Source organism: Marinococcus luteus (assembly GCF_034497705.1).
Classification (GTDB): domain Bacteria; phylum Bacillota; class Bacilli; order Bacillales; family Marinococcaceae; genus Marinococcus; species Marinococcus luteus_A.
Map to the genome: position 1 here is coordinate 1 of NZ_JAXRUV010000012.1, position 12420 is coordinate 12420.

Sequence of the window (12420 nt, forward strand, 5' to 3'; positions counted from 1 at the left end):
TTTCTTTTTATCATAGCACGAAAAAAACTGCCGACAAGCTCTAAAATGAGAGTCATTGTCGACAGTCTGAGAGAGGCTCGTAAGCCTCTCTTTTTTTATTAATATTTTATTGAAAAATGATTAGCTGTTTAAATTGCCTCCGCGGACTTCCTGCAGCTGGCGGACAGCTTCAATTTGCTCATCGTTCAACTCCGCGTAGTTGCCGGCAGCGTCTAACGTTAATATAACGGACGTTCCATTTAGGGAGTATTTATTCGTAAGATCTCCGAACTGCTTGGATTCCACTTTATAATCTGCTTCTTCATACTGGTTTTCGTTCGCAAGTGCGTAAATATCAAGCTCCGGGATCATTTCGAGCATGATGGCGTCGTTGCCCATGATACTGTAGATATCATTTTGTCCTTCTACTTCGCGGACTTCAATTTCCTCGTTAGGTTTACTGATAATAATATGCATCGTGACATTCATCCTTTCTGCTTCCAAATCAATGATAGTTACCGTACAAAGATGTTCCTCTCCTGCTATAACCGTTTCCTTCTTCCCACAAACATGAAAAAAAGATAAAATCATAATTGAAATAATCAGATTTTTGCAGGCGTATAAGTAGACAGACGCTATTGTGGCACATATGATGGAAAAAGATAAAATAGTGGTAAGGGAGATGTATGATGATGATTGATGCAAATCAGCTGACACCAAATGAAACCTATAACTTAATCGAAGAAATGGAACGCTATGATTCAGATCGTCTGGCATTGAAATGGCAGGATGATAAAGGCAGCCGCCGCGAGGTTACATATCACGAACTGATCCAGCAGGCCAATCAGTATGCTAACGTACTTACTGGCCTTGGACTTTCCAAAGGTGACAAGGTGCTCGTTATGGTGCCGCGTCTCGTGGAAGCCTATGTTACTTATTACGCGTGCCTGAAAGCAGGCCTTGTGATTATTCCTTCGTCAGAGATGCTCCGGGCGGACGATATTAAGTACCGGGCCGTCCATTCCGGTTCCCGCGCGATTATTTCATACGCTCCGTACGCAGATGAAATTGACCGGATGAATCCTATGCCGGAGACACTCGAGCATAAGCTGATGATCGGGGGCAGTAAAGAGGGCTGGAGAGAGCTTGAAACAATGGCAGAGGAAGAGTCCCAAAGCTTTAACATGGTACAGACTCATCGTGATGACACTGCCTTTCTTCCGTACACGTCGGGCACCACAGGTAAGCCGAAAGCTGTTGTGCACAGCCACGGGTGGGCCTACGCCCACCTCCGGGTAGCCGCAGACGAATGGCTCGACATTCACGAAAACGATGTTGTCTGGGCTACCGCCGGACCAGGCTGGCAGAAATGGGTCTGGAGCCCGTTTTTATCTGTACTCGGCCAGGGTGCCACCGGATTTGCCTACAACGGACGTTTTGATCCGGAAACGTACCTGCAGCTGCTTCAGGATGAAAAAGTAAATGTGCTTTGCTGCACGCCGACAGAGTACCGGCTGATGGCTAAAATTGAAGGGCTCGAAAAGTATGATCTTTCAGCGATGCACAGCGCAGTATCTGCAGGAGAGCCTTTGAATGAAGAAGTCATTCAAGTGTTCCGTGACAAGTTTAATTTGCCGGTTCGTGACGGTTACGGGCAGACAGAAAGCACTCTGCTTATCGGAACGTTAAAGGGCGTTCCTGAAAAAATAGGCTCCATGGGCAAACCAATGATCGAACAGTTTATTGAAATAGTGGATGAAAACGGAAATCCTGCGAAGACTAATGAAATTGGCAATATCGCTGTGCACCGTGATCTTCCATCGCTGTTTCAGGGCTATTACAGAGAGCCGGAACGTACGAGTGAATCCTACCAGGGTGATTACTTTTTAACCGGTGACAGGGCAATGAAGGATGAAGATAATTACTACTGGTTCCAGGGACGCAGTGATGACATTATTATCAGTTCAGGGTATACGATCGGACCGTTCGAAGTAGAGGATGCACTTACAAAACACCCATCTGTCAAAGAATGTGCCGCTGTGGCAAGCCCGGATGATATCCGAGGTAACGTCGTGAAGGCGTTTATCGTGCCTAACGGCCAGGTGGAAAATGAAGAAGATTTAACGAAAGAACTGCAGAATCACGTAAAGGAAATGACTGCTCCGTATAAATATCCGCGTCGCATTGAGTTTGTTGAATCACTGCCAAAGACAAGCTCTGCAAAAATCCGCCGCGTAGAACTCCGCGAACAGGAGCGCGCGAAGGCGAACAAAGAACAATAGCTGAAACAGCCTGAATTGACTGCCCTGCAGCATATGCTGCAGGGCAGTTTTATATATTTACGAAACCTGTTTCGCAAATATATAAGATAAGGGGGAATTAAAAATATTTTTAGGAAAGCGTTTACCTTACTGATGTTTTCGGTTAGAATAAAAACAACCCCGCTGAGGGGAACGAATTGAAACAAAAATAGTAACAATTGTTTCAATTTTAGAAATACGGTGTAAGCATATGATTAAAGGGGGGCTTATTATTTTATCTCTTATTACATTTATTATTATCGTCGGGGCAATTTGGCTTTTTGCTTTTACCCGAAGCCGCTCAGTTAAAACGGACAGCGCTGAAGGGTACTTTCTTGCCGGCAGAAGTTTAACGGGTATTACGATTGCCGGAACAATTATTATGACGAATTTGTCCACAGAGCAGATTGTCGGGCAAAACGGCCAAAGCTATGCTTCCGGGATGGAAGTAATGGCCTGGGAAGTAACCTCAGCTATAGCGATTGTATTACTGGCACTTGTGTTTCTCCCTAAATACTTAAAATACGGTGTGGATACTGTTACAGATTTTATCGAAACCAGGTACGATAAAACGACGAAACGAATCGCTTCTTTTCTGTTTATTTTCACTTATATGACTTCTTTTTTACCTGTGGTATTGTACTCTGGTTCACTCGTGTTTAACCAGATTTTTGCAGTTGATCAGCTGCTTGGTGTAGAGCCCTTAACAGCCGTAGCTTTTATCGCTGGATTAACAGGCCTGATTGGCCTTCTTTACCTTTTAATGGGTGGTTTAAGGTTAAGCGCTTTCAGTGATACCGTCTATGGGATTGCTCTTTTGCTCGGTGGACTTACTATTCCTGTTCTTGGTCTGATGGCCTTAGGTGATGGTAACTTTTTCCGTGGAATGGAAACGATTCAGGCCAATACACCTGAAAAATTAAACTCTATTGGCGCTATTGATTCTTCTTATGTCCCGTGGCCGACGCTCTTTTTAGGAATGTTTTTTAATAACTTGTTTTTCTGGTGCACAAACCAGATGATTGTACAAAAAGCGCTGGCAGGAAGAAACTTAAAGGAAAGCCAGAAGGGTGCTTTATATGTAGGATTCTTTAAAATATTTGGTGCATTGTTTCTCGTGTTTCCAGGAATTATTGCGTTTAATTTGTTTGGCGGTGAACTTAGAACAGCAGATAACGCGTATCCACGTCTAGTTACTGAAGTACTGCCGCCGTCGGTGGAAGGGATTTTTGCAGCAGTCATTTTCGGTGCTATTTTAAGTTCATTTGTCGGTGCGTTGAACGCAACCGCTACTCTGTTTACGCTGGACTTTTATAAACCGCTCATTAAAAAGGATGCAAGCGACAGACAGGTAGCACGGGCTGGTAAATTAATTACGGTCATTGTAGCTTTAATTGCTATTTTAATTGCTCCGCTCATTTCGTTTGCGCCGTCGGGGCTTTACAACGTCGTTCAGTCTTTTAACGGATTATACAGTATGCCGCTGCTTGTCATTATCATACTCGGATTCTATTTCAAGTATGGTACTGCATTTGCCGCGAAAGTAACGTTTATTACTCACGTTGTGCTTTACGGTATTTTCTGGATATTCATGGATTATCATTATCTGTACGCCTTTAGCGTGTTGTTCTTTGTTGATATTCTTGTCCTATGGCTGGTAAGCCGGTGGAAGCCGCTCGACAGGCCGTTTGAGTTCCAGGAAAATATCAACAAGGTTGATATGACTCCGTGGAAGCACAGAAAGTGGGTGAGTGCAGTCATCATTATTACTGTGGTAGCAACCTACCTGCTGTTCTCTCCTATTGGTCTTGCCGGGTAACAAGAAATAGATATTGAAAGTGCTGGAGTGCCGATGAGGTGCTCCAGCTTTTCTATGGATGCAGGCCAAGCCATTTTTTAATTTTCTTTCGAAGAAAAAAGCCGGCAGTACTCAAAATGAGAAGAAGAGCGAGGACAATCCAAAGCAGAAGACGGTTGCCGGAGACAATACTCTGGCCGAACGTGCCGTATATCATCATCCCCGGGATGATACCGATCATGGTTGCAGAAATGAAGTGTGAATACTTGATTTTCGAAAAACCGGACAAGTAGCTTAGCATGCTGAATCCCATCAGCGGGAAGAAACGAAGCACAAGCACTACAAAAAAACCACGATTTTCCATCAAATATTTTATTCTGGGGTTCCAGGGGATCTGACGTTTGCTGAATATGGTTCTTCCCATGAAACGTCCGATAAAATACCCGCTAGTGGCTCCGCCGAGGGCGCCTGTCCATATAAACAGTACCCCGGGCCATATGCCGTAGGTGATACTTGCAGTAATGGATAGCAGGGAGGAAGGAAAATAAATAAAAGGGCCCAGCGTGTAGGCAAGCAGAAAAACGAAAGGCGAAATCCATCCAAACGAAGTGATGAAGTCCTGAATTTCTGTTGGACGAATGCTCAATCTGACGTTGAAAAGGTAATACAGCCCGATTAAAGAGGCAATAAATAAAAAGCCTTTGATAACATTTATACTTGAGCGCACGTTTTCCCTCCTTTGGCTGCAGAAGCGGGTAGTTTATAAAGATTAATTTTTGTGAAACAGGCGGAAATGTTTTTGCGAATTTAGGCTATTTCAGCTTAACATGCGGGGGTACATACCAACGAAAATTAATGAACAGCAATATATGAATTGTTAAAATAACGCATACATGAAGCCCCAGAAGGGAAATCCAGTAGAACGGCCATATAAACATAAAACAGGAGAGGATGAACGAACATGGCAAATAGTGTAGCAGGAGTAAAAATTCCTGACAGTAAAATAGCAAAAGAAGCAGCTGATCTGTTGAGGGAATACGGGTCCGAACTGCTTTGGAATCACTCGAACCGCGCATATCTTTTCGGGGAAATTCAGGGAAGGGAAGCCGGACTGAAGTATGATTCGGAGCTGTTATATGTGAGTGCATTGTTCCATGATCTCGGGCTGACGACTCAGTACAGCAGTCCTGATAAACGGTTTGAGGTAGACGGGGCCAATGCAGCTCGCAGCTTCCTGCAGCAGCATAACATGGAGGATGAATCCATTCGTCTTGTGTGGGACGCTATTGCTCTGCATACGACAATTGGGGTTGCAGAGTATAAAGAGTCCGAGGTTTCCCTCCTTTATTCAGGAGTGGGCCTTGACGTCATGGGAGACGGATACCACCAGTTTCCTGAAAAATTACGGGAAGAGGTCGTGAGCGCATACCCGCGGAATAATTTTAAAGAAAAAATTCTTCCTGCTTTTTATGAAGGGTTCAAGCATAAGCCCGAGACGACATTTGGAAATATTAAAGCTGACGTTTGTGAGCGGTTTATGCCGGATTATAAGAGTCCTGACTTTTGCGAATGTGTTCTGCATTCGCCGTGGAAAGAATAAAATCTGGGTAAACAAACAGGTGCTGCCGTTTCGACGGCAGCATTTTTTTATAGGGGTGGACAATTGAGGTTAAACGCTTTACCATAGTCTCTCATAGTTAAAAAAGAGAGGTGGCAACGATGGGTATTCTTCGTACGAACCGGGCCATTATTATTGCTTTTATGATAGGGACTTTTTCTATTGGTATGACTGAATACGTGATTACTGGTCTTGTCACTCAATTATCTAACGATTTAAACGTACCTGTTTCTCTTACTGGTCTTCTGCTCAGTGTGTATGCTATCAGTGTGGCAGTTTTTGGACCTATCTTTCGTATTACGACAATGAAGTTTCCGGTCAAGCCAGTCCTAATTTCCTGTATGGCAGTCTTTGTGCTAAGCAATATTTTAGCAGCAGTGGCAACGTCTTTTACTGTGCTTGTGGTAGCGCGCCTGATTTCAGCGGCGATTCACGCTCCGTTTTTCGGTCTCAGTCTTGCGATGGCCCACCATATTGTGGCCCCGTCAAAAAGAGGGCAGGCCATTGCTGCTGTGCAGGGCGGCTTAACGATCTCGATTATGCTTGGGGTGCCGTTCGGGTCTTATCTTGGCGGCGTGCTGGAATGGAGAATTGTATTTTGGATGATTGCTGTTCTTGGATTGATTACGCTACTCGGGCTTGTGCTGACCCTGCCAAATGAAAAGCCGGCAGAGATACCAAAAGTGAAATATGAACTGGGTGTCTTTAAAGAAAAGAAATTTCTTATGACGCTTGCCATCGTTATTCTCGGCTATTCCGGTGTTTTTACTACGTATGTGTTCAAGGAACCGATTCTGCGTGAAATCGGTGGTGTGAACGTCCTAGGGGTGACATTCGCGTTATTTGCGTTCGGCACTGGAGCGGTCGCCGGGAATTTTCTTTCGAGCCGTATCCCGCTTAATCATTTAACGAGCAGGCTGCGTATTGCGTTTCTGCTTTTGACACTCATTTTGGTTTTCTTTATACCAATGATCAGTGTTGTCGGCACGTTATTTATCGCAAGCTTTTTACTCGGAATGTTTGCGTTTGGTACGGTGCCGCTGTTAAATGCCAAACTGCTGATTACCGGGCAGCATGCCCCTTCTCTTGCCGGAACAATAGCTGCGGCCGCCTTTAACCTGGCAAATGCGCTCGGAGCTACGCTGGGAACAATTGTATTGAACACGGGAGCGACGTTTTTTGTACTGACCCTCTGCGGGGCGGCCCTTTCTGTCATCGGTATTCTGCTCACAGTACTGCTTCATCGGATGGAAATGAAGGAGGTCGCCGAGTCTTCAAGTGCAGCGTAAACAATTGAATTAAAGCGCCAGGGCTGTCTTCGGGATAATCCGGAACAGCTCTTTTGTATTGATTCAGGCCAGTCCATTTATTTAAAAATAGAGATTAACAAAGAAGAATATGCTGACTTATATCCGATTTTTTCAGAATAGAACCTTGATTTTTTCAGAATAGAACCTTTTGATGAAGTGTTATATCATTCTTTTTCTTAGGGTGATAGCATTTATGATGTATTTAAAAATATATTAAATTTTATTTACCTAATTAATGTATAAAATATTACTTTTATTAAAATGAGATTACAAATGTCCTAATGTCGTTGTTTAACAAAGCCGGGTCAGATATACTCGGTCATGTTGAGTCGCTGATTCAACGCACATAAAAAATCTTTAAATTACTTAATGGAGGTGCAGCTTCACTCCGTCGTAACCAGCCGTTGTTGCTCCAGTCTTGTGGCAAAAAGGCAAGTAAACATATAAGAAAAATAAACAATACCTACTTAATCAAGTTTCGGTGATGGGTGTGGCGACGAGTGAACATTATAATGAAAAAATATCTCTTTGGAACAGCAGTTACAGCAGGAGTTCTATTTGGTGCTCCGCAGGCAGCAGATGCAGCTATTGATGACCACGGATCTTTATCCTACGGAGACACTAATTCCTCTGTAAACGACCTACAGGAAACCTTAAAGGATGAAGGGTATTTCCACGGATATACCGGCTCGCGATTCGGTCCGAAGACGTTGAGCGCGGTAGAGGAATATCAATCCGATCACGGCCTTTCATCCCCGGCTGGCAGTTATTACGGGGTAGCCGGTCCATCGACGCAGGATTCTTTAATGGGATCAGGCTCTTCGGGTGAACAGGTAGCGGGAGTATCTACAAGCAGCAACTCTGGTATTACGAGTACGGCTAAGCAATACATTGGCACTCCTTACGTGTGGGGGGGGACCTCTCCAGGAGGTTTTGACTGCAGTGGATTTATTCAACACGTTTATGAGCAGAATGGCGAAAGCACACCGCGGACTGTGTCAGGCATGTATAGTGCGAGCTCGAAAGTTTCCAGTCCTTCTCCAGGAGATGTTGTGTTCTTTAACACGAGTGGTGGGGCTTCCCATGCGGGAATTTACGTAGGTAACAATGAATTTGTTCACTCCGGCTCTTCTACAGGCGTAACTACTTCGAGTCTTGACAGCTCTTACTGGGGCCCTCGTTACATGGGCGCCGGCCAGCTTTAAAGTAAGAAAAAAACAGGCATGACGCTTATTAAAGGGTCATGCCTGTTTTTTGTATTAGAATACATTCATTATAATAAACCCTCCAACTCCTGCTAGCACCCCATAAAGAATGGCCGGGCCAAGCGTTTTGCGGATGACGCTGCCTTCTTTTCCCTCCATGCCGACCACTGCACATGCGGCGACAACGTTGTGAATGCAAATCATGTTTCCGGCACCGGAGCCTACGAGCTGTGCACCCAGTACGACACTGGCATCTACTCCAGTAGCATTGGCGATACTGTATTGTACAGGAGAGAATGTAAGAGTAGAAACGGTGGCGCTTCCAGTAATAAATGAGCCAAGCTCCCCGAGAAACGGGGCGACAAGAATCCACATCGGACCGAAAGCGGCTGCCATACCGGCTGCGATATACTCCGGCATACTGGTAATATCGCTGGTGTTGATTCCGGAATTGCTGAACACATGCACCATTACAAGCGTGGCAAATAAAGTAATTCCGGTAATTTTGATAGTGGAAAGAGCTTCTTTTGAAGAAGCGGTGAAATTTTTGAATGAACGCCGTTGAATCAGTACTGCAAGCAGTGCAGTAATAGTAAGAATGGTTCCGGGAGAATACAGCAGCTCCCAATTGGAAGTTACACCTTCAACCCCTAAAATATTAGTCCAGGAAAGGTCAAGAACCGTAGTCGTAAACTCCCGCAGCCAGGGAACAATTCTTGTTAAAAGCAGAAGGGCCACGACAATCAGGTAAGGCGACCAGGCGGTAAGAAGACTCATGTCGGATTTTTTAGTATCGATCTCGAAGTCGTCCTGCAGGGCATCCGTCCAGGTGTCTTTTGGAAGCAGAATCCCTTTTTTAGCGGTGAATGCTGCTGCAGCGAGTCCGGTGAGCGCTCCTAAAATAGCAACAAACTCCGGCCCGAACAAAAACGCGTATAATAATGCTGACGACGTGTACACAGCTCCGACCATCAAGGTCCATGGAAGCATGGGCCAAGCATCTTTCAATCCTCTACCCTTCCCAAAAAACAGGGTGAGTACCACAATTAGAATAAATGGTATAAAGGTGCCGCCAAATAAATCAATTAATGTAACTGTAATACCAACTTCCTGAAAAAAGGCAGGGCCCGCTGTGTCAAGCGTGCTGAGGCCGACAATGACGGGCGTACCGACGGCTCCAAAAGCAACGGCTGAACTGTCTGCTATAAGCGCTGTAGATACTGCAGCAAGCGGCTTAAAGCCCAGAGCAAGCATCAGCGGAGCAGTAATCATCGCTGGGGTGCCGAAGCCAGCAGCCCCTTCGAGTAGAGAGCCAAACAAAAAAGCTACAATAATCAGCTGCACCCGCATATCCTTTGAAATACTTTGAAACCCCTGGTTAATACGGTCTACAGCTCCGTTTCTCCGAAGTGTATTCAACAGTACGAGCGCTCCAAATAAAATAAGCAGAATGGTTAATGTTTTATGAGCACCCTGCAGAATAGAAGAAAGAATAACCTGGCTCCCCATACCCCAGACGGTAACGGCAAGCAGGAGCACAATAACAGAACTGAGAGTCATTCCTTTAATGGCAGGCATGCGAAGCAGGACGAGAAAAATAAATGGAAAAATAACAGCGCTTAGGGCGACGAGCATCAGCATAGACTTGTCTCCTTTAGGTGGGAAAAGTTAAAATAATTCTCTGCTTTGGAGATATGGTCATCAGATGTATTAATTTTATATTAAACGCTTTCATCAATGTATGCAATAGTAGATCCTGACTTAGAGAGGTGTAGAATTTTTTGTCATTTTTCAGACATAAATCAGACAATATACTGTCACAATGGCGGTTAAAATTGATAAGGCCTGACTGTTCCAAATGCTGAATAATATTCATTTAAAAACAGTGTAGCGCCTATGAATTCAGGAAACTTTGGACTACCGATCAGCCACCTGGTATTTGCTTCCAACCCGCTTGGGGCATCGACCCAAATTATTGTACTTATGTTTCAAAACTTTTTAACATTTACATATGGAGTTTTCAATTCTGCAACCACACAGAAAACAGGAATAAAGGAAAATCTGGCCCCGTTATTTAAAATGCCCACGATTTATGCCTTAGCGCTTGGTCTTATGTTTTACATATTTAATCTTTCACTGCCAAAAGCGGCAGAGCAGGTGTTAAACCAGATTGCTGAAGGGTTCACGGCCCTCGCGCTTCTTGTCCTGGGCGCACAGATTGAATATCCGAAGCTGAAACATTTATCCGTGGTTTTCTATTTTACTATCGGTCTTCGTTTAGTGGGGCTCCGCTTATCGCTTTAGGAATTATTTGGCTGCTGCAGCTTGAAGGAATGCTTGCCCAGGTGTTATTTATTGTAAGCTCGTTTACCATGTCCAGAAACAGCGCCCTATTTGCGCTCGAATACGATAATTATTCGGAATATGCCGCCCAAAGCGTGCTTATTTCTACAATACTTGGAGGACTGACGGTTTCCATTGTCATCTTTTTATCACAGGTATGGTTTGGGTAAAACGGTAAAGCTGTCATGACCACTAAAAATAGGAATCCTCCGCTCACTGCTGAGCAGGGGATTCCTTTAACTGCACATCGTCTCTCTACGTACCGCAGTAAGTTCGGTACGGCACAAGTGTGGGAGCGGGCGGTGCCGTATATTTTTCCTGCTCCCTGGTGTGGGCATAAGGCTCTGAAAGTACATCCAGAAGCTGATTCATGAGACTGTAATCTCCATTTTTTTCGGCAGCTTCAAGTGCTTCTTCCACATGATGATTCCGCGGAATTACTGCCGGGTTGTGGTCACGCATCAGCTGGCGGGAAGCTTCTTCAGGTTCGTTTTGTCTACCGAGACGCTCGAGCCATTGTTCCTGCCAGGAGGTAAATCTACTGTCTGTAAACAGCCCGGATTCGTCCAGCTTGTTAAAGGTGAGGGCCCGGAAGGTATTTGTGTAATCTGCTCCGTGTTCCTGCATAAGGTTGAGCAGATCTGTAATAAGTGCTTCGTCTTCCGTTTCTTCCACGAAAAGACCGAGTTTTGCACGCATGCCCTGAAGCCAGTACTCATTAAACTGTTGCGGGAAACGGGAGATTTCTGCCTGCGCGAGCTCGACGGCTTTTTCCTGGTTTTCGTCAATGAGCGGCACGAGGGCTTCGGCAAACCGGGAAAGGTTCCACTCTGCCATAATCGGCTGTCGTCCGTAAGCGTAGCGGCCACGCGCATCAATGGAACTGAATACGGTCTTCGGGTCATAGCTGTTCATAAACGCGCATGGACCATAATCGATGGTTTCGCCGCTGAGTGCCATATTATCACTGTTCATTACACCGTGAATGAAACCGGCAAGCTGCCATTTGGCAATCAAGGAAGCCTGGCGTGTAACAACTTTCCGGAGCAGCATCAGGTACGGCTTTTCCGTTTCTTTGACTTCTGGATAGTGCCGGTTGATCGTGTAATTGGCCAGGGCCTTTAGATCATTCATCGATCCGCGGTTTAAAGCATATTCAAACGTGCCAACGCGCAGATGACTGGAGGCCGTGCGTGTTAATACCGCTCCCGTCAGTACACTTTCTCGAAAAACAGGTTCACCGGTTTTAACAACGGCGAGACTCCGGGTGGTCGGTATGCCAAGAGCATGCATGGCTTCACTGATAATATATTCGCGAAGCATTGGGCCGAGAGCGGCTCGTCCGTCCCCGCCGCGTGAATAGGGCGTACGGCCGGATCCTTTCAGCTGGATGTCGACTCTGCGGCCATCCGGCGTTATTTGTTCCCCGTGAAGCAGGGCGCGCCCATCCCCGAGCATCGTAAAATGACCAAACTGATGACCAGCGTAAGCCTGGGCAAGCGGGAAGCCGTTTTCCGGCGTTTCGCTGCCTGCAAGTACCTGTACGCCTTTCTCCTCTTTTAATGCCTCACTGTCGAGACCGAGAGAGTCAGCAAGCTGTTCGTTCAGTACAATCAGCTCCGGTTTCTGAGCCGGAGCGGGGATGATTTTGGAGAAAAAAGTATGCGGAAGGGAGGCGTAGCTGTGTTCAAGCTGCCAGCCCGCTTGTTGTACAGTATTTTTGTCAGCCATAAAGACTCCTTTAAAATATATTTTTAAAACGCAGCAAGCTATATCGGACAAATCATTATTTATTGAGTGTACATTTTCATTATACAGGGCTGCGTCCTGGTACTTCAAATCTTAAGATGCGAAGTATATACATATA

Annotated in this window: 11 protein-coding genes; 7 read left to right on the forward strand and 4 right to left on the reverse strand. The window is 45.3% G+C overall.

All coding sequences use genetic code 11. From position 1 onward, the window contains the following. Positions 1–120: 120 nt before the first annotated feature. Positions 121–483 carry a hypothetical protein gene (locus Q9M42_RS14450; RefSeq protein ID WP_322527167.1) on the reverse strand — a complete coding sequence of 121 codons (363 nt, stop codon included), beginning with the start codon at positions 481–483 and terminating at the stop codon, positions 121–123. A gap of 188 nt (positions 484–671) precedes the next feature. Here Q9M42_RS14450 and mbcS point away from each other — a divergent pair, with 188 nt between their 5' ends. Both mbcS and Q9M42_RS14460 read left to right on the forward strand, forming a co-directional pair. Next, positions 672–2261, forward strand: a complete 1590-nt coding sequence (gene mbcS, locus Q9M42_RS14455; RefSeq protein WP_322527227.1) for an acyl-CoA synthetase MbcS — start codon at positions 672–674, stop codon at positions 2259–2261. A gap of 229 nt (positions 2262–2490) precedes the next feature. Further along, positions 2491–4098 (forward strand): solute:sodium symporter family transporter, encoded by a 1608-nt coding sequence (locus Q9M42_RS14460; protein WP_322527168.1) that lies wholly within the window; start codon positions 2491–2493, stop codon positions 4096–4098. A gap of 52 nt (positions 4099–4150) precedes the next feature. On the opposite strand, the gene Q9M42_RS14465 is transcribed toward Q9M42_RS14460, so the two are convergent. Continuing rightward, positions 4151–4804 (reverse strand): TVP38/TMEM64 family protein, encoded by a 654-nt coding sequence (locus tag Q9M42_RS14465; protein WP_322527169.1) that lies wholly within the window; start codon positions 4802–4804, stop codon positions 4151–4153. 234 nt (positions 4805–5038) lie between these two features. Between Q9M42_RS14465 and Q9M42_RS14470 the strand changes: the two genes are divergently transcribed. From Q9M42_RS14470 to Q9M42_RS14480, 3 genes are all read left to right on the forward strand, one after another. Beyond that, the gene (locus Q9M42_RS14470; RefSeq protein WP_022794018.1) at positions 5039–5677 is read left to right on the forward strand and encodes an HD domain-containing protein; all 639 of its coding nucleotides are present in this window, start codon (positions 5039–5041) and stop codon (positions 5675–5677) included. 119 nt (positions 5678–5796) lie between these two features. Next, complete coding sequence (locus Q9M42_RS14475; protein ID WP_322527170.1) at positions 5797–6984, forward strand: MFS transporter; 1188 nt, start codon at positions 5797–5799, stop codon at positions 6982–6984. Between the two features lie 533 nt (positions 6985–7517). Continuing rightward, positions 7518–8210, forward strand: a complete 693-nt coding sequence (locus Q9M42_RS14480; RefSeq protein ID WP_322527171.1) for a C40 family peptidase — start codon at positions 7518–7520, stop codon at positions 8208–8210. Between the two features lie 54 nt (positions 8211–8264). On the opposite strand, the gene Q9M42_RS14485 is transcribed toward Q9M42_RS14480, so the two are convergent. Continuing rightward, positions 8265–9851 carry an L-lactate permease gene (locus Q9M42_RS14485; protein WP_322527172.1) on the reverse strand — a complete coding sequence of 529 codons (1587 nt, stop codon included), beginning with the start codon at positions 9849–9851 and terminating at the stop codon, positions 8265–8267. 255 nt (positions 9852–10106) lie between these two features. Between Q9M42_RS14485 and Q9M42_RS14490 the strand changes: the two genes are divergently transcribed. Continuing rightward, positions 10107–10514 (forward strand): hypothetical protein, encoded by a 408-nt coding sequence (locus Q9M42_RS14490; protein WP_322527173.1) that lies wholly within the window; start codon positions 10107–10109, stop codon positions 10512–10514. Between the two features lie 41 nt (positions 10515–10555). Further along, complete coding sequence (locus Q9M42_RS14495) at positions 10556–10723, forward strand: hypothetical protein (RefSeq protein WP_322527174.1); 168 nt, start codon at positions 10556–10558, stop codon at positions 10721–10723. A gap of 85 nt (positions 10724–10808) precedes the next feature. Here Q9M42_RS14495 and Q9M42_RS14500 read toward each other — a convergent pair whose 3' ends face one another. Next, a complete protein-coding gene (locus tag Q9M42_RS14500) occupies positions 10809–12284 on the reverse strand; it encodes a protein adenylyltransferase SelO (protein WP_322527175.1) in 1476 nt (491 codons plus the stop codon). Between the last annotated feature and the right edge of the window lie 136 nt (positions 12285–12420).